Here is a 16,512-nt window from a genome sequence, read left to right on the forward strand (position 1 = left end):
CCTGGCATGAGCGGTGAGCACGACGACGGCGTGGCGGTCTCGTACAAGGCGTTGAGACGTGGCACGCGCGTGCGCGGGAGCGACGGCGCCGAGGTCGGCAAGGTCCACCGCGTGCAGGACAACGTGCGCGAGAACATCTTCGACGGGATCGTCGTCGAGACGCGCGCGGGCAAGCGGTTCGTGGACGCGCCGGAGGTCGCGCACATCGCCGAGCGCGCCGTGACGCTGACGATCCCCGCGGCGGACGTCGCCGCGCTGCCGGTGCCCAGGTCGCGGCTCGCGCAGCGGATGGAGCAGGCGCGCGTCGTGCGCCGCGCGAGACGCGCCGCGCGCGACATCCGCGACCGCTGATCGGCGCCGCGTGGTGGCACAGGTGCGACCCGTTCCGCTACTGTCGGTGGTCATGGATGCGATTGCGGACATCGTCGCGCTGCACCCGGCTGCCTGATCGTCACTCGATCTCCCGCCGGATGACCGCTGCCTGAGGGCGGCGGATGCAGGTGCGACCCAGCGTTTCCGTCCGCCTTTCCATCCGGAGGTCCCCTTGTCGCGCGACCAGCGACACCGCGCCCGGCGCCGTGAGCCGAGCGCATTCCGATGCCGCAACTGCGGTCTCGACGTGCCCACCGACGCACCCGGCACCGCCCATCGCAACCACTGTCCGAGCTGCCTCTGGAGCCGGCACCTCGACGACGCCACCCCCGGCGACCGCGCCGCGCTGTGCGGCTCGTCGATGGAGCCGATCGCCGTCGCCGTGCGCGGCGACGGCGAGTGGGTGCTGGTCCACCGCTGCGCCGGCTGCGGCGAGCTGGACCTGAACCGCATCGCCGGCGACGACAATCCGCTGCTGCTCACGCGGCTCGCGGTCAAGCCGCTCGCGCAGCCGCCGTTTCCGCTCGAACGGCTCGCGCGGCTGTGAGCCGCGCGGGCAGTTCGCGGACCTGAGCCGGACACGCGAGCGACCCGGTCTGTTACAACGCCAAGATGCCATGCGCACCCGCCGTGCCCGTCCGCCGTCGCGCGGGCGGGCTCGCAACGGTTCTCGTGCTCGCCGCGTCGCTCGTCCCGAGCGGCGCGGCGGTCGCCGCGCCGTCGCCTCCGACCGACGAATTCGCGCCGGATCCCGTGCAGGCGGAGGCGGTCGCGGGACCGGCGGCGCTCGCGCTCGGCGACCGCAACGGCGACGCGCGGCCGGACGCGTTCATCGCGCGGTGGGACGGGGGCGTGCTGGTGCGGCCCGGGACGGCGGCCGGCCCCGGCACGAGACCGTTCGACAGAAGCGCTGAGATCGTCGTCTCGACGCCGCCCGGCAGACTGCGCGAGATCGAGGCCGCCGACTGGGACGGAGACGGCGCCGACGACGCAGTCACCCTGCTCGACGGCGAGGGCCTGACCGTCTGGACCGGCAACCCGCTCACGGGCTACCTCGCGATCCCGGACGCCCACGCCGTCGACACCGGCGACGTCGACGGCGACGGTGATCTTGACGCGCTCGTCACGCGCATCCGGAGAGACGAGGACCTTCCACTGCAGGTGGTGTCCAACGGCACACCGCTGCCCGGCATCCCGGTGCTGGAGAGAGGGGCTGAGATCCCCGCCTGCAGCGAGCCGACCGACGCACGGCTCGTCGACGTGACCGACGACGGCAAGCTCGACGCCGTCGTCGTCTGCCCGGCGCTCGGAATGGTGCGCGTGAGTCCCGGCCTCGGCGGGGGCAGCTTCGGCACCGCGATCTCGTCGCCCGCCGGGGCGTCTCCGTTCCGGCTCGAGGCAGGCGACGTCGTTGGCGATAGAAACGTCGATCTCGCGGTCACCGGATCGAACGTCGTGCGGATCATGCGCGGCTTCGGCGACGGCAGCTTCGGCACTCCCACGAGCTACGCGGCAGCCGGCCGGCCGCGTCGGGTGCTGCTCGTCGACGTCGACGGCGACGCCCGCCTCGACCTCGCCAGCGCGACGGCCGAGACGCTGGACCAGGACGGGGTCGGCTATCGCCTCAACCGCGGCAACGGCACGTTCGGGACCGAGCGCCGGATCGCGTGGGCGGGCGCGTGGGACGCGCAGATCGCGGACGTGACCGGCGACGAGCGCCCGGACCTCGTCGCGGTCGCGAACAGAGCCGGCAGCCTCGCCGTCTGGGAGGGACGCGCGGCGTCCGACCCGGTCGTCGAGCTGAGCGGACTCGGGGTCGGCGTCTACGAGGGCGCCGCGGGCGTCGCGCTCGATCCCGACGCGCGGATCCTCGGCGCCGCGGCGGCGAACGCGACAACGCTGACGGTCACGATCGCCAGCGGTCGCGCCACCGGCGACGTGCTGAGCGCGAACCCGGCGGCGCCGTTCGCGCCCGAGTGGGACCCGGCGACCGCCAAGCTGACGATCTCCTCGGCGCTGTCGCAGCCGGCGGACGCCTGGAGAGCCGCGCTGCGGACGGTGCGCTTCGCCCACATCGCCTCCGGCTTGCCCGGAGGCGCGACCGCGGGACGCCGGATCGTGCGCGCGCAGCTCGGCACGCTGCCGTTCGCGTCACGCTCGGTCGACGTCTGGCTGCGGCCGCCGGAGGCCGGCGAGCTGCGGCTGACGGGCGTTCCCGTGACCGGCGAGACGCTCGCACTCGACGCGGGAGCGTGGGGAGGCACGCCGCCGGTCGCGCTCAGACCGACGCTCGAACGCTGTCCCGCGGGCGGTGGCGGATGCGTCGCGCTCGCGACCGATCTGCCGTACATCCTGCGCAGCGCCGACCTCGGCGCGACCCTGCGCGTGCGCGGGGTCGGCACGGGGCCGGACGGGACGTCGGCGACCGCCTACTCGCCGCGCACGGCGACGATCCGCAGACTGGCCGCGCCGGAGCTGCTGTCCGGGCCGGGCGCCGTGACCGCCGACTCCACCGTCGAGGTGGCGTTCCGCGGTGAGGAGGGCGCGACGTTCGCGTGCAGCGTCGACGCGGGCGCGCAGGCGCCGTGCGTCTCGCCGCTGCGCGTCAGCGGGCTGGCCGACGGCTCCCACACGATCAGCGTCGTGCAGGTGATGCCGTCAGGCGCCCGCTCGGCCGCAGCGGCGCGCGTCTTCACCGTCCGCCGGCCGGTCGAGCCGCCGCCCGTGACCGTCACGACCACGACGCCCGCACCGCCCCCCGTGACGGTCACGACGCCGGCGCCGCCCCCGACGACGCCGGTCGATCCGCCCAGAGCTGCGCCGAGACCGGCGCTCGTCGTGTCGAGCAGAGCGACTGCGGCTCAGCTGCGCCGCGGCCTGCTCGTGCGCGTCCAGCACGTCGCGAAGGGCGCGAGAGCGACCGCGACGCTGCAGAGCGGGAAACGGCGCGTCGTCGCGACGACGCTGCGCGCCACGCGCGCGGGCACGCTGCAGCTGAGACTGCGAGCGGCGAGCGCCGCCGTCGCCAAGCTCGGGCGCAGAAACACGCTCGGTCTCGCGGTGACCGTCGCCGCTCCCGGCGCCAGACAGGTGACGCTGGCCGCGCGGATCGCCTTCCGCCGCTGACGCCGCTGTCAGTCGTCGGCCGGGGGCGGGAAGTGCGCGGCCATCCACGCCTGCCAGCCCGGCGTCTCGCTCGCGACGACGGCGTCCGCGTCGTCGCCGAAGAAGTAGGCGTAGAAGCTCGTGAAGATCTGGATCCCGCCGCCCTCGGCGGCGAAGAAGACGTGGCCGGGCGCGGGTGTGTCGGTGCGCAGCGTCAGCATCTCGTCGGCGATGCGCTCGACGACCCCGGCGAGCGCCGGCGTGCTGTCGCCGCCCGTCTCGACGCGATCGCCGACGGCGGGCGCGGCGGGCAGTCCGGCCGCCTGCACGAGCCGTTCCCACGCCGCGGGGCGCGGGCCGGCCGCGACGCCGTTGACGATCAGCGACGCGGCGTGCTGCCCCGGGAAGTGCCGCAGGTACAGCACGAGGTTCGCGAGGAACAGCCGCCAGCCGCTGTCCATCCCGTCGTACTCGGCGTCCCAGTCGGCGCTCGTGCCGAAGCCGCTGTTGACGAGCCGCACGAGCGAGGTGCCGCCCGCCTGCGCCTCGATCACGAACTCGAACGCGAGGCCTCTGCCGCGCTCGCTCGGTATGTCGTACGCGAGCCGGTGGGGCGGGTCCCACACGACGATGCGGGTCGACTCGCGCATCTCGCCGCCGAAGTCCAGCGCGATCTCGCCGCCGACGCGCTCGTCGACGGTCGCCGGCACATACCAGGCCGTGATTCCCGGCCCTGTCGCGATCGCCTCCCACGCCTCCTCGGGCGTGGCGTCGACCTCGACCTCGATGCGGATCTCGCGTCTGTCGTCGTCGCTCATGCGCCAATCACACCATTGACAAGATTACTTGTCAAGGCGGCCGGTCGCGATCCGCAGTTTTCATGAGTGATCGAGGGTGGTCGCCGCTCAGTAGCGCCCGCTGATCCAGTCCCATGCGCGCCGCAGGCGAGCCGTCAGCGGCGACTCGTCGAGGTCGGCGGGATCGACGTCGATCACCGCGGCGCCTGGCTCCGGGTCGTGCAGCTCGTCCTCGCCCACCTTCAGCACGACGCCGCGCTCGTACAGCCGTTCGACCTGGTCGGCGTCGGCGAAGCGGAGGCCGCCCGGCCCGCTGCGCGTGTCGACGACGATCCCGTCGAAGACGTCCTCGGCGTCGTCGGCCAGCACGTGTTCGACCGTGCCGATTCGCTTGCCGTCCGCGTCGTGGACGGGGACGCCGGTCGCAAGCGCGAGATACGAGGTGGGCGCGCCGAGATCGTCCATCAGCCGCAGCATACCCCGGTGCCGCGCCGTGCTCTCGCGGTCCTCAGACGGTGGCGCCGGCCGCGTCGAGCACCGCCGCCGCGAGCGCGACCGCGACCTCGGCGCGCGAGTGCAGCGCCGCCGCGAGCACGAACTCGCCCGGCGCGTGCGCACGCCCGCCGCGCGGTCCGAGACCGTCGACGGTGAAGGGGATCGCGGGCGCGACGTGGCTCGCGTCGCTGGCGCCGCCGCGGCCGGCGGCGACCAGCGGCCGGCCGAGCAGCTCCGCCGCGGAGGCGAGCAGCGGCGCGGTCGCCGCGCGCGCGTCCATCGCCGGCCACACGCGCGTCAGCTCGGCGTCCAGCTCGACGCCCGCCAGCTCGCGCGGGACCAGCGCGCGCACCTCCTCGAACGCGGCGGTGCGGTCCGAGCGCAGGTCGCACGCCAGCTCGCCCGCGTCGGGCACGACGTTGAACGCGTCGCCACTGTGCAGCATCGTCGGGACGGAGGTGAGGCGGTCGTGCCCGTCGGGCGCGTGCGCGGCGGCGACGGCCTGCGCCGCGGCGGCGAGCGCGAGCAGCGCGTTGCGGCCCTTGTGCGGCGCCGAGCCCGCATGCGCGGCGACGCCGCGCGCCCGCACGCGCAGCGTTCCGGCCGCCTTGCGTCTGACGATCACGGCGTCGCTGCCGTCCGGCGCCAGCTCGCCGGCCTCGAAGCAGAGGCAGCCGTCCCAGCCGGCGAAGCGGTCGACGTGCACCATCGGCCCGGTGCGCCATTCCTCGTCGACGACGAGCAGCAGCGCGACCTCGGCGAACCGCTGCGGCTGCTCGGCGAGCGCACGCAGCAGCCCGAGCGCGAGCACGTCGCCGCCCTTCATGTCGACCGTGCCGGAGCCGACCAGCCGCTCGCCGTCGCGCCGCAGCGGCTCGTGGCGCTCGTGCGGGACGACCGTGTCGAGATGGCCGAGCAGCAGCAGCCGTCCGCTGCCGCTGCCGGCGATCCGCACGACGACGTCGTCGGCATGGCCGGGCGAGGAGCAGGGGATCCGCTCGATCGCAGCCGCAGGCGGCACGAGCGCCCGCACGACCGCGACGCAGTCCTCGGCGCCGTGCACGTCGCCGGAGGGGGAGGAGACGGCGACGAGCGCTTCGAGGTCGCGCTCCGCGCGCTCGGCGATCCCCGCTGCGGCCTGCTGGACCCATGCGTCCACGGGGGGCACGATAGTTCAGCGACCATGACCGCCGTCATCATCTCGCTCGACCTCGTCCAGACGAACGCCGAGCCCGGCCGCGAATCGGCCTTCCTCGTGCTGCTCGCGTTCCTCTGCTCGTTCGGCTTCATCCGCACCAGCGCCCGGCTGACGCGCAGCGTCTCGTGGTGGCCCGGCGGCGTGCAGACGGAGGGCGGCGTCCACCTCCACCACCTCGTGTGGGGGATCGTGCTGCTGCTCGTCTCCGGCTTCGCCGCGTTCGCGACCGACCTCGTCGCGCCGTGGTGGCAGATCACCTCGATCGCGTTCGGGATCGGCGCCGGCTTCACGCTCGACGAGTTCGCGCTGTGGGTGCGGCTGCAGGACGTCTACTGGTCCGACGAGGGGCGCGCCTCGCTCGACGCCGTCGTGCTCGCGACGGTCTTCGCAGGGCTCGTCGTGTTCGGCGTCAACCCGTACGGCCTCGACGAGGCCGGCTCGATCGTCGGCACGGCCGCCTGGTTCGCGCTGACGCTCGCGTTCGCCGGGATCGCCTTCTTCAAGGGGCGGATGGTGCTCGGGATGGTGGCGATCTTCGTCCCGTTCGTCGCCGGTGCCTGGGCGGCGGTCCGGCTCGCGAAGCCGACGTCGCCGTGGGCGCGCCGCTACGACGCCGACAAGCTCGCGCGCGCCAGAGCCCGCTACGGTCCCGACACGCGCGGCGCGCGCTTCGGCAGACGCTTCCTCGACGCGATCGGCGGCGCGCCGTCGGAGCCGGATCCGCCGGGTCCGCCTGCGCGGCCCGGCTGACGGTCGCTCAGAGGCCCGCCGGGTGGCGGGCGACGTAGCCGGCGGTCGAGCGGTCGTTCGCCTGCCAGCGCGTGCCGGCGGAGCTCTGGCCGCTCGTGTCGAAGCGTCTGCCGTCGATCACCATGTACGCGTGACCGGGGTTGGAGTAGACCGTCACGCGCTTGCCCTCGCCGGCCTCGCCCCAGCTCATCAGCCCGCCGGAGGCGAGCGGGGAGTCGAGGAAGCCGCCGGCGTTGAGCACGTAGGAGACCGAGCCGGAGCAGTCGTAGCCGCTGTCCTGGAACGAGCCGTGGCCGCCGCCGTAGACGTACGGCGTCGTCGCTATCCGGTTGCCGGCGGCGATCATCGCCGCGACCTTCGCGTCCGCGTTGCTGCCGCCGCCACCGCGCCGGCCCTCGCCGCCGCGCTTGAGCACGGGGCCGTCGCCGAGGCCGAGCGCGTCGCGCGTCGCCGGGCCGGCGACGCCGTCGGCCTCGAGCCCGCGGCTGGCCTGGTAGCGCTTGACGGCCGCCTCGGTGCCGGGACCGAACTCGCCGTCGGCGGCGATCCCGAGCGCACGCTGCAGCGCGGCGACGCCGGAGCCCTCGTTCGTCGCCGAGCGGGCGCGGCGCCCGCCGCCCGCGTTGCCGCCGCCGTCGCGCTTGAGCGCCGACCACGTCGCCGGGCCGACGACGCCGTCGACGTCGAGCCCGTGGCGGTCCTGGAACTTGCGCAGCGCCTTGATCGACTGCGGGCCGAAGACGCCGTCGGCGGGCACGCCCAGCTCGCGCTGGACCGCGCGCACGCTGTGCCCGATGATGCGGTCCTTCTTGCCGCCCGAGCGAGCGCTTGTCCGTGCCGTGTTGGCATCGGCGCGCTTGAGCGCCGACCAGGTCGCCGAGCCGGCGACGCCGTCGACGTCGAGCCCGTGGCGGGCCTGGAACTTGCGCAGCGCCTTCTTCGTGCCGGGGCCGAAGATGCCGTCGGCGTGGACGCCGAGCGCGCGCTGCAGCTGCTTGACCTGGCGGCCTCTGTCGCCCTTCTCCAGCGCGACGCGCGGCGCCGCGGCGGCGGTGCCGGTGAACGCGCCGCCGACGCCGACGGCCGGACCGGCGGTGACGGCGAGCAGCGCCGTCAGCGACAGGCCCCGCTTGGCAGGGGCGGGCAGCTTCGTCTGCGCCGCGGCGGCCTCGCGGCGCCGCTGCGCGACCATGAGCGAGTCGAGCGAGAACTCGGCGTCGGCGAGATCGCGCGGACGCAGGCGAGCGAGCGCGGAGGACGTCCGCGGCCGCGCGCCGCGGCGTGCGAGCGAACGCTCGAGCGAGTCCGCCCAGAGGTCATCGAGCGCGAGATCGCGCTGCTCCTGGTTCACAGCTTCGGTGCTCCTGTCTCAGAGAGCCTGCGAGGTGAGCTGACGGGCTCGCGCAGCCATGGTTCGGTCGCGCTACGCCGCACTCGCGGCGATTCGCCCCCGGTCCTCGGGACCAATGGGTCCCCCGCTCGCAGGCCTCAGAGGGCCCGCGATTCGGCTCGTATGTAACGGCGTCGCAACCTACCAGGCGATTTCCTGCACGTTGCAACGACCGTTGCAAGCCGCGGCCCGGGGAGCGGGACTGCAAAGATGTGAATCGTGACCGGACGGGGCGGAATCTGGGCGTTGGGCGACTTCGCGAAGGTGGCGCGCGAGACCATCACGGGCACCGGCGACGTGCTCGTCGAGGCATGCGGCATCGGTCCCGGACAGCGCGTGCTCGACGTCGCCGCAGGCTCCGGGAACGTTGCGATCCCGGCGGCCCGCGCGGGCGCCGACGTCGTCGCGAGCGACATCACGCCGGAGCTGCTGGAGGCCGGTCGTGCGGAGGCGGCGCAGCAGGGCGTCACGCTCGAATGGGTCGAGGCCGACGCGCAGGCACTGCCGTTCGACGACGACGCGTTCGACGTCGTCACCTCCTCGTTCGGCGTGATGTTCGCGCCCGACCAGCCCGCCGCCGCGGCCGAGCTGGTGCGCGTCTGCCGTCCCGGCGGCACGATCGGCCTCGTCAACTGGACGCCCGGGAGCTGGGTGGCGCAGTTCTTCGCGACGCTGCTGCCGTTCCGCCCGCCGCCCCCGCCCGGCTTCCAGCCGCCGGTCATGTGGGGCGAGGAGTCGCACCTGCGCGAGCTGCTCGGCGCCGGGATCGAAACGCTGCGGACCGAGCGCCACACGGTCGTCGTCGACCGCTTCCCCGATCCGGCGGCGATCGTCTCCTACTACGCCGCCTACTTCGGCCCCGTCGTCGCGGCGCGGGCCGCGCTCGGCGACGACCCCACGCGGCTCGCGGAGCTGGACCGCGCGCTGCTGGAGCTGGCCGAGCGGACCGACGGCGGCCCGCCCGGCGGACCCGCGCGCTACGAGCTGGAGTACCTGCTCGCGGTCGCGCGGGTCACCTGAGCGGCCGTCCGGGGCGGGCGGGATCAGGTGGAGCGCAGCGCCTCGGTCGGCGACAGCCGCGTCGCGCGCAGCGCCGGGTAGAAGCCGGCGATCGCGCCCATCCCGACCGACGCCAGCAGGCCGCCGACGATCGCGATCGCCGGGATCACCGTGCGCACGTCCTGACTCGTCGCGTACGCGAAGGTGCCGGCCGCGCCGAGCAGCACCCCGAGCGCTCCGCCGAGCAGCGACAGCAGCAGCGCCTCGCAGAGGAACTGGACGGCGACGTGGCGCCGCGTCGCGCCGAGCGCGCGCCGCAGGCCGATCTCGCGGCGGCGCTCCAGCACGGCGATCACCATCACGTTCGCGATGCCGATCCCGCCGACGAGCAGCGCGACGGCGCCGAGGCCGAGCAGCAGCGCGGTCAGCGCGTCCTCGGTCGCGGCCTTCGCGGCGAGCGCGTCGGACGGGCGGCTGACGGCCACCTCCTCGGGTCTCTGCGGGTTCGCCGTCGGCCCGAGCAGCGCACGCGTGTCGATGACGGCGTCCTCTCTCGTGCGGACGTAGATCGCCGACGCGCTGCGGTCAGCCCCGAACAAGCGCTTGGCGACCGGGTAGCCGATGAAGGCGGCCCGGTCGAGGTCTCCGACGAGCGGAACCGGTCTCATGATCCCGACGACGGTGAACCAGCGGTCGCCGACGTAGACGCGCGGGCCGGGGCGCTCGATGCCGAGCCGTCTCGCGGTCAGCGAGCCGAGCACGATCGCCTCGTAGCGCGCGAGCGCGGCGTCGAGGAAGCGGCCGCTCGCGAGCGAGCCTCCGATCGCCTCCAGGAGCCCCGGCTCGGCCGCGGTCAGCGCGATGCCGTTGCTCTCCTCCTCGGGTACGCGATCGGTCTTGCGCACGGTCTGCGACAGCGTCGTCGCCGCGGCGGCGACCTCGACTCCCGGCAGGCCGCGGATCGAGCGCGCGGCGGTCTCCGGCAGCTTCACCTCCTCGCCGAAGAAGCTCTCCCCCGGCTGGACGGTGAGCAGGTTCGTGCCGAGCTTGGCGAGCTGGTCGAGCACGCGCGTGCGGCTCGACTCGCCGACGCCGAGCACCGCGACCATCGCCGCGACGCCGATCGCAATCCCGAGGGCCGACAGCGCGGCCCGCGCCGGTCGTGTGCGCAGGCCGTGCGCGCCGAGCCGCATCACGTCGGCGGGCAGCAGCCGGCTCGCGGGCAGGCGCTCCGCGTCGTGCGCACGCCGTGACCGCCGCGGGCGCAGCCGCGGTGGGCGGCGCGGAGGGCGGCGGACCGCCGTGCCGCTCATGACAGCCGCCCGTCACGCACGGAGACCTGGCGCGGGAGCCCACCCGCCAGCTCGCGATCGTGCGTGATGATCGCGAGCGTCGTGCCGGCGTCGTTCAGCTCGCGCATCAGTGCGACGATCTCCGCGCCGCGCGCGCTGTCGAGCGCGCCGGTCGGCTCGTCGGCGAGCACGATTGCGGGCTTGGCGACGATCGCGCGTGCGATCCCGACGCGCTGGCGCTCCCCGCCCGAGAGCGCGTTCGGCGCGTGGTGTGCGCGGGCGGCGAGGCCTACGCGCTCGAGCGCGTCGGCCGCGCGCTCGCGTCGCTGAGCGCGCGGCGTGCCGGTGTAGAGCAGGCCGTCGGCGACGTTGTCGAGCGCGCTCGCCCCGTCCAGCAGGAAGAACTGCTGGAAGACGAAGCCGATCCGGCGCGCACGCAGCGCCGCCAGCTCGCCGTCGTCGCACTCGGCGGCGTCGCGGCCCTCGATCAGCACGCGGCCGTCGGTCGGGCGGTCGAGCGTGCCCATGATCTGCAGCAGCGTCGACTTGCCCGAACCGGACGGCCCGACGATCGCGATCAGCTCGCCCGCGTCGATCCGCAGCGAGACGTCGTCGAGCGCGGTCACGCCCGGGTACGTCTTCGTCACGTGGTCGAGCTCGAGCACGGGCGTCATCGCGGCACCTCGACGCGCTCGCCGGCTCTGACCGAGTCACCGGTCAGCTCGACCCAGCCGTCGGCGAACATGCCGGGCTCGACCGGCACATCGCGCGTCGTGCCGGACGCGCCCACGACCCGCACCGCGTAGCCGCCGCCCGGGCGGGCGATCAGCGCCGCGACCGGCACTGCCAGCACGTTCTTGCGCGTCGTCGCCGCCAGCTCGACGCTGACGGGCGCCTCGTCGAGCTGCCCGAGACGTCTCGCGGAGTCGAGCTCGATCGTCAGCGGCAGCGTCGGGTCCTCCGCCTCCTCGCCGCCGCTGCCGCCGTCGCCGTCGCCGGCGCTCGCGACCGCGCCGACGTCCGTGACGCGCCCGCCGATCGAGGTCCCGTCAGGCAGCACGACCGTCGCTTTGCGGCCGACCTTGGCAAGCGCTTGGTCGGCCGCGTCGAGGTCGGCGGTGACGACGCGCCGCGTCGAGGTCGTCGACAGCACCTCGCTCCCGCCGCCGGCGCCGCCGCCGTCGCCACTCCCGCCGTCGCCCGCGCCGCCGTCAGTCCCGCCGCCGGTCCCGCCGGCCCCGCTCCCGCCGCCGGCCGCGCCGTCCATCGGGCTGCCGCCCGTCGCGCCGCCGCCTGCGCCGCCGGTCGTGCCGCCGGGTGTCGTGCCGACGGCGCCGCCGGTGCCGCCTCTGCCGGTCTCGCCGTTTCCGGTGCCGCCGTTCCCGCCTCTGCCCGTCCCTCCGTTCCCGCCGTTCCCGCCTCTGCCCGTCCCGCCGTTCCCGCCGTTCCCGCCTCTGCCCGTCCCGCCGTCGGTCCCGCCGTTCCCGGTGCCGCCGTTGCCGCCGCCACCCGTCCCGCCTCTGCCAGTGCCGCCGTTCCCGGTGCCGCCGTTGCCGCCGCCACCCGTCCCGCCTCTGCCGGTCCCGCCTCTGCCGGTCTCGCCTCTATCGGTCCCCCCACCGGTCCCGGCCCCGCCGTCGCCGCCGGTCCCGCCGGTCCCGCCGGTCCCGCCGGTCCCGTTGCCGGGGTCGGCCGGCGTCGTTGCGCCCGGAGCGGGGGTCGTGGACGTCCCGGTCGCCGCCGCGACCGGGGCGCCTCCGCTCGACATGTCGGAGACCGCCATCGTCCGCAGCCCGCCCGCCGCGCTGCCGCCGTCCCAGGCGACGCTGTCGCCACCGCCTCCGCTGCTGCCGCCGGTCCCGCCGAGCGAGCCCTTCACCTCGGCGATCCGCCGGGCCCCCGGCAGGAAGACGATCCGGCCGAGCTCGACCTCGCCGGTCTCCTTCAGGTCCCATGCGTCCTGCCAGCGCTCGACCGCGTCGGCGGTGCTGGAGGTGAAGTCGTCGTCGACCGTGCCCGGGTCGTAGCCGAGCGCGGCGAGGTTCTGTTCCAGCTGACGGACGTCCTCACCGTCGTCGATCCCCTCCTTCAGCGTCCGCCACGCCGGCACGGTTCCGTCCATCAGGACGACCGGCTCGCCGTCGACGGAGAACAGCCGCTGGCCGGGGCGGATCGTCGCCCCGGTTCTCGGCAGCCACGTCAGCGTTCCGCCGAGCCGGTCGACCGCCGGCTGCGGGTCGTCGTAGCCGAGCGTGCCGTCGAGCGCCTTCTGCTCGACGAGCGTGCGCCGCTCGACCCGCGCAGTTCCCATCGGCGTCGTGCTGGCCGAGGCGGAGCCGCCGCTCGCGCCGCTGCCGCCGCTGCTGGCGATCACGACGGCGGCGACCGCCGCGAGCGCCGCCAGCGGCAGCGCGATCCCGACTGCTGCGCGTCTGCGAGTCACTTCGCCGGGGACGTGGGAGCCATCGGCGTGATCCCCCCGCCGCATTTCTTGGCTGCGCGCTCGAACGCCTCTCTGTTGCCGTCGATTCTCATCGTCATCCGCCCGTCCCCGGTCGGGTCGGGCACGTCGACGCCCTCGGCGCGCATGCACTGCGCGAATCTGAGCGTTCTGTCCTGCATCTCGGCTCTCTCCTGCTCGCTCGGGGCGGGCGGCTCCCAGCCGGTGCTCTTGCGGCATTCCTCCATCGCCTCCGGCATCCCGTCCATCGAGGGCGCCGCAGCGTCGCCGGCGTCGCCGGATCTGACGGCATCCGCTCTCATCATCATCCGGCCTCTGTCGTCGATCGTCGCGTTGAGCCCTCTGTCGCGCAGGCAGTCCTGGAACGCGAGCGCCTTCTCCTGCTCGCTCGAGCCCGAGCCGGACCCGTCCGACTTGTCGTCGCCGCCGCAGGCGGCGAGCGTGAGAACGGTGAATGCCGCCGCGAGCAATGCGAGCAGCGGGCGTGTGATTCCTGGCACTGGGGTCCTCCCCGATCGGATGGTCTGGCTTCATCGAGCCAGCCGTCCGTGAACGTCCGGTGAGAGCGACCTAGGAGGGAAGTGAGAGGACCAGCCGTGCGCCGCCGTCGTCCGGCGACTCGGCGCGCACGCTGCCGCCGTGCGCCTCGGCGACCTGCCGCACGATCGCGAGGCCGAGGCCCGCGCCCGGCAGACCGCGCGCGCGGCGCGCGCGGTAGAAGCGGTCGAAGACGTGCGGCAGGTCCTCCGGCGCGATGCCGGGCCCGTGGTCGCGCACGCGCACCTCGCCGCCACGGACGCACACGTCCACCGAGCCGTCGGCGCCGCCGTGCTTGACGGCGTTGTCGAGCAGGTTGCCGACGGCGCGGTGGAGCCGTCCCGGCGCCGCGCGCACGAGCGACTCGCTCGCGTCGAGCCGGAAGGTCGCGTCCGGCGCGTGGCGCCGCGCGCGCTCGACCGCCTCGCCGACGAGCAGGTCGAGCCGCACGTCCTCGACCTCCTCGGCCGGCGCCGCCGGCCGCGCCAGGTCGACGAGGTCGCCGACGAGCACGCTCAGGTCCTCCAGTTGCACGCGCGCGGCGTCGAGCACTCTGGCGCGCTCCGCCGCCGGCAGGTCGGGCGCGCCCGCGAGCGCCTCGATCGACGTCCGCACCGCGGTCAGCGGCGTGCGCAGCTCGTGCGATGCGTCGGAGACGAGCTGCCGCTGCGCCGCCCGTGCGCCGTCGAGCGCGGCGAGCATCGTGTTGAAGCTCGTCGCCATCCGCGCCAGCTCGTCGCCGCCGTGGACGTCGATCCGCCGGCTCAGGTCCTGCGTCGCGGCGACGTGCTCGGTCGCGTCGGTCAGGTGCACGACCGGCACGAGCGCGCGCCGCGAGACGAGCACGCCGAGCCCGGCGGCCGCGGCGACGCCGGTGCCGCTGACGCCGATCAGGATCGCCAGCAGCCGCCGCAGCGCGCTGTCGACGTCCTCGCGCGGCTCGGCGACGGTCAGCGCCGAGCCGTCCGGCCCGGCGACCGTCAGCATCCGCACGTCGACGCCGTCGACCTCGGCGTCGGAGAAGAACGCGTCGGCCTGTCTCGCCGCGACCGCGAAGGTGCGGTCGCTCGTCGGCAGCGTCGGCCCGCCGATGTCGTCGCCGAGCACGGCGCCGTTCACGTTCACGAGCTGCGCGACGGCGGTCGAGGCGCCGAGCGGCCCGGGCACGACGATCCGCCCTCTCGTCTTCCGCGCTCTCTCGTACAGCGACAGTTCGCTGAGCGGCAGCGGGAACGTGATCGTGTCGCTCGGCGCGCGCATCAGCACCTTCAGGCGTCTCTCCCCTCTGGGCGGCTGGACGCCGAGCGCCCGCTCGGTGCTGGTCGGGAGGAAGAACGCCTGCGGCGCCTGCGCTCGCAGCCGCTCGTCGAGCTGCGCGTACAGCTCGCTGCGCATCACGACGTAGACGAGCGCGGAGGCGCCGAGGATCGCCGTCGCGACGGCGGCGGCGACGAGCAGGACGACACGCCGCCGGAAGCTCATGTCGTCGCCTGCCGCAGCACGTAGCCGACGCCGCGCACCGTGTGCAGCAGGCGCGACGCGCCCGCGGCCTCCGTCTTGCGCCGCAGGTAGCCGACGTAGACCTCGATCGAGTTCGACGTCGGGCCGAAGTCGTAGCCCCAGACGCGCTCGACGATCACCGCGCGCGTCAGCACCTGCCGTGGGTTGCGCAGGAACAGCTCCAGCAGCAGGAACTCCGTCCGCGTCAGCTCCAGCGTCTGCCCGCCGCGCTTCGCCTCGCACGCGGCCGGGTCGAGCTCGAGGTCCTCGAAGCGCAGCAGCTCGGCGTCGGCCGCCCAGCCGGTGCGGCGCAGCAGCGCGTGCAGGCGCGCGAGCAGCTCCGGCAGCGCGAACGGCTTGGAGAGGTAGTCGTCGGCGCCGGCTTCCAGGCCCGCGACGCGGTCGTCGACCTCGTCGCGCGCGGTCAGCATCAGCACCGGCGTGCGGTCGCCCGCGTCGCGCATCCGGCGGCAGACCTCGATCCCGTCCAGCTCGGGCATCAGCACGTCGAGCAGGACGACGTCGGGGCGTGCGCCCGGCAGCCGGCGGATCGCGTCGCGGCCGTCGCTGGCCAGCTCGACCTCGAACCCGTCCAGCCGCAGCGCAAGCTCAAGCGCCTCGCGCATCGCCGGCTCGTCGTCGACGACCATGACCTTCACGACGGCCAGGCTAAGCCGGAAACATGAAGGGTTGCTGAGCGCCGCCGGGTCCGGCCTCAGCCGGCGTGCGCGCGGACGGCCTCCGCCGTCGCCTCGTCGGCCGGGAAGAACGACTCGATCGACAGCTCCGCGACGGTGATGTCGACCGCGGTCCCGAACGTCGCCACGATCGAGATGAAGCGCAGCTCGCCGTCGCCGTGCCGCAGCCGCAGCGGGACGGCGATCTGCTCGGCGAGGTCGTGGCCGGCGGCGGTCGCGGGCGGCTCGGGCACGCCGTCGGGCGCCGGGTAGGCGGCGACCTCCTCCAGCAGCGCGCTCAGCTTCGCGTCGCCGGTCGCCGCGACCTGGCGGGCGAGCCGCGCGAGCAGGTGGTCGCGCCACTCGCCGAGGTTGACGATCCGCGGCGCGAGCCCGTCGGGATGCAGCGACAGCCGCATCGCGTTGCCGGGCGGGCGCAGCAGCTCGGGGCTGACGCCGTCGGTCAGCAGCGCGAGGCTGTGGTTGGCCGCGACGAGGTTCCAGGTGCGGTCGACGACGACGGCCGGGTACGGGTCGTGACCGTCGAGCACGCGCTGGATCGCGTCATGCACGGGCGCCATCTCGGGCGCGTCCAGCTCGCGCTCGCCGAAGACGGGGGCGTAGCCGGCGGCGAGCAGCAGCTGGTTGCGCTCGCGCAGCGGCACGTCGAGCTGCTCGGCGAGGTGGAGGACCATCTCGGAGCTGGGCTTCGAGCGGCCGGTCTCGACGAAGCTCAGGTGGCGCGCGGAGACGCCGGCCTCGAGCGCGAGGTCGAGCTGGCTCAGCCGGCGCCGCTGCCGCCAACCGCGCAGCAGCGGGCCGACGCCGGAGCGGGTGCCGTGAGGGATCTCGATCGTCGCCATGCGGCCGACGATAGCGCTGCCGACGCGGCTCGTCGCTTACCTGGGAGGTAAGTCCGCTTGACTTCAAGCGCACTTG

Annotated in this window: 16 protein-coding genes and 1 riboswitch; of the genes, 5 read left to right on the top strand and 11 right to left on the bottom strand. The window is 74.8% G+C overall.

Annotated features, from left to right (window positions below; genetic code table 11):
• The first annotated feature begins 6 nt into the window (after nt 1-6).
• From CWOE_RS01070 to CWOE_RS01080, 3 genes are all read left to right on the top strand, one after another.
• The gene (locus CWOE_RS01070) at nt 7-351 is read left to right on the top strand and encodes a hypothetical protein (RefSeq protein ID WP_012931703.1); all 345 of its coding nucleotides are present in this window, start codon (nt 7-9) and stop codon (nt 349-351) included.
• 193 nt (nt 352-544) lie between these two features.
• On the top strand, nt 545-919 hold the full coding sequence (locus CWOE_RS01075) for an RNHCP domain-containing protein (RefSeq protein WP_012931704.1): 375 nt from the start codon (nt 545-547) through the stop codon (nt 917-919).
• Between the two features lie 65 nt (nt 920-984).
• Nucleotides 985-3,498, top strand: coding sequence for an FG-GAP repeat domain-containing protein (locus tag CWOE_RS01080; protein WP_012931705.1), 2,514 nt, complete (start codon nt 985-987; stop codon nt 3,496-3,498).
• Between the two features lie 8 nt (nt 3,499-3,506).
• Here the strand turns inward: CWOE_RS01080 and CWOE_RS01085 are convergent, their stop codons facing one another.
• The 3 genes from CWOE_RS01085 to CWOE_RS01095 all read right to left on the bottom strand — a co-directional run bounded on the left by CWOE_RS01085 (nt 3,507) and on the right by CWOE_RS01095 (nt 5,928).
• Nucleotides 3,507-4,295, bottom strand: a complete 789-nt coding sequence (locus CWOE_RS01085) for an SRPBCC family protein (protein ID WP_012931706.1) — start codon at nt 4,293-4,295, stop codon at nt 3,507-3,509.
• An 87-nt stretch (nt 4,296-4,382) separates the two neighbouring features.
• Nucleotides 4,383-4,739, bottom strand: a complete 357-nt coding sequence (locus tag CWOE_RS01090) for a PRC-barrel domain-containing protein (protein WP_041731269.1) — start codon at nt 4,737-4,739, stop codon at nt 4,383-4,385.
• A gap of 43 nt (nt 4,740-4,782) precedes the next feature.
• Entirely contained in the window at nt 4,783-5,928 is a 1,146-nt protein-coding gene (locus tag CWOE_RS01095) for a M20/M25/M40 family metallo-hydrolase (RefSeq protein WP_160165463.1), read from the bottom strand.
• Nucleotides 5,929-5,952: 24 nt separating this feature from the next.
• Here CWOE_RS01095 and CWOE_RS01100 point away from each other — a divergent pair, with 24 nt between their 5' ends.
• Nucleotides 5,953-6,717: a hypothetical protein gene (locus tag CWOE_RS01100; RefSeq protein WP_012931709.1), complete on the top strand. Its 765-nt coding sequence runs from the start codon at nt 5,953-5,955 to the stop codon at nt 6,715-6,717.
• A 7-nt stretch (nt 6,718-6,724) separates the two neighbouring features.
• On the opposite strand, the gene CWOE_RS29990 is transcribed toward CWOE_RS01100, so the two are convergent.
• A complete protein-coding gene (locus CWOE_RS29990) occupies nt 6,725-8,068 on the bottom strand; it encodes a peptidoglycan-binding domain-containing protein (protein WP_012931710.1) in 1,344 nt (447 codons plus the stop codon).
• A gap of 8 nt (nt 8,069-8,076) precedes the next feature.
• A riboswitch (cyclic di-AMP (ydaO/yuaA leader) is annotated at nt 8,077-8,237 on the bottom strand.
• Nucleotides 8,238-8,326: 89 nt separating this feature from the next.
• Between CWOE_RS29990 and CWOE_RS01115 the strand changes: the two genes are divergently transcribed.
• Nucleotides 8,327-9,127, top strand: coding sequence for a class I SAM-dependent methyltransferase (locus CWOE_RS01115; protein WP_012931711.1), 801 nt, complete (start codon nt 8,327-8,329; stop codon nt 9,125-9,127).
• 23 nt (nt 9,128-9,150) lie between these two features.
• Here the strand turns inward: CWOE_RS01115 and CWOE_RS01120 are convergent, their stop codons facing one another.
• From CWOE_RS01120 to CWOE_RS01150, 7 genes are all read right to left on the bottom strand, one after another.
• Nucleotides 9,151-10,419, bottom strand: a complete 1,269-nt coding sequence (locus CWOE_RS01120; protein ID WP_012931712.1) for an ABC transporter permease — start codon at nt 10,417-10,419, stop codon at nt 9,151-9,153.
• Nucleotides 10,416-11,072, bottom strand: coding sequence for an ABC transporter ATP-binding protein (locus CWOE_RS01125; RefSeq protein ID WP_012931713.1), 657 nt, complete (start codon nt 11,070-11,072; stop codon nt 10,416-10,418). The genes CWOE_RS01120 and CWOE_RS01125 overlap by 4 nt, the downstream gene beginning before the upstream one ends.
• Nucleotides 11,069-12,841, bottom strand: a complete 1,773-nt coding sequence (locus CWOE_RS33750; RefSeq protein WP_049793149.1) for a peptidoglycan-binding domain-containing protein — start codon at nt 12,839-12,841, stop codon at nt 11,069-11,071. The genes CWOE_RS01125 and CWOE_RS33750 overlap by 4 nt, the downstream gene beginning before the upstream one ends.
• Nucleotides 12,838-13,359 carry a hypothetical protein gene (locus CWOE_RS33755; protein ID WP_012931715.1) on the bottom strand — a complete coding sequence of 174 codons (522 nt, stop codon included), beginning with the start codon at nt 13,357-13,359 and terminating at the stop codon, nt 12,838-12,840. Before CWOE_RS33755 ends, CWOE_RS33750 begins: the two co-directional genes overlap by 4 nt.
• A gap of 70 nt (nt 13,360-13,429) precedes the next feature.
• Entirely contained in the window at nt 13,430-14,878 is a 1,449-nt protein-coding gene (locus CWOE_RS01140) for a sensor histidine kinase (RefSeq protein WP_012931716.1), read from the bottom strand.
• The gene (locus CWOE_RS01145; RefSeq protein WP_041730011.1) at nt 14,875-15,555 is read right to left on the bottom strand and encodes a response regulator transcription factor; all 681 of its coding nucleotides are present in this window, start codon (nt 15,553-15,555) and stop codon (nt 14,875-14,877) included. Before CWOE_RS01145 ends, CWOE_RS01140 begins: the two co-directional genes overlap by 4 nt.
• 56 nt (nt 15,556-15,611) lie before the next feature.
• Nucleotides 15,612-16,436: a helix-turn-helix domain-containing protein gene (locus tag CWOE_RS01150; RefSeq protein ID WP_012931718.1), complete on the bottom strand. Its 825-nt coding sequence runs from the start codon at nt 16,434-16,436 to the stop codon at nt 15,612-15,614.
• Nucleotides 16,437-16,512: the final 76 nt, after the last annotated feature.

The sequence above is a fragment of the Conexibacter woesei DSM 14684 genome (assembly GCF_000025265.1).
Taxonomy (GTDB): domain Bacteria; phylum Actinomycetota; class Thermoleophilia; order Solirubrobacterales; family Solirubrobacteraceae; genus Conexibacter; species Conexibacter woesei.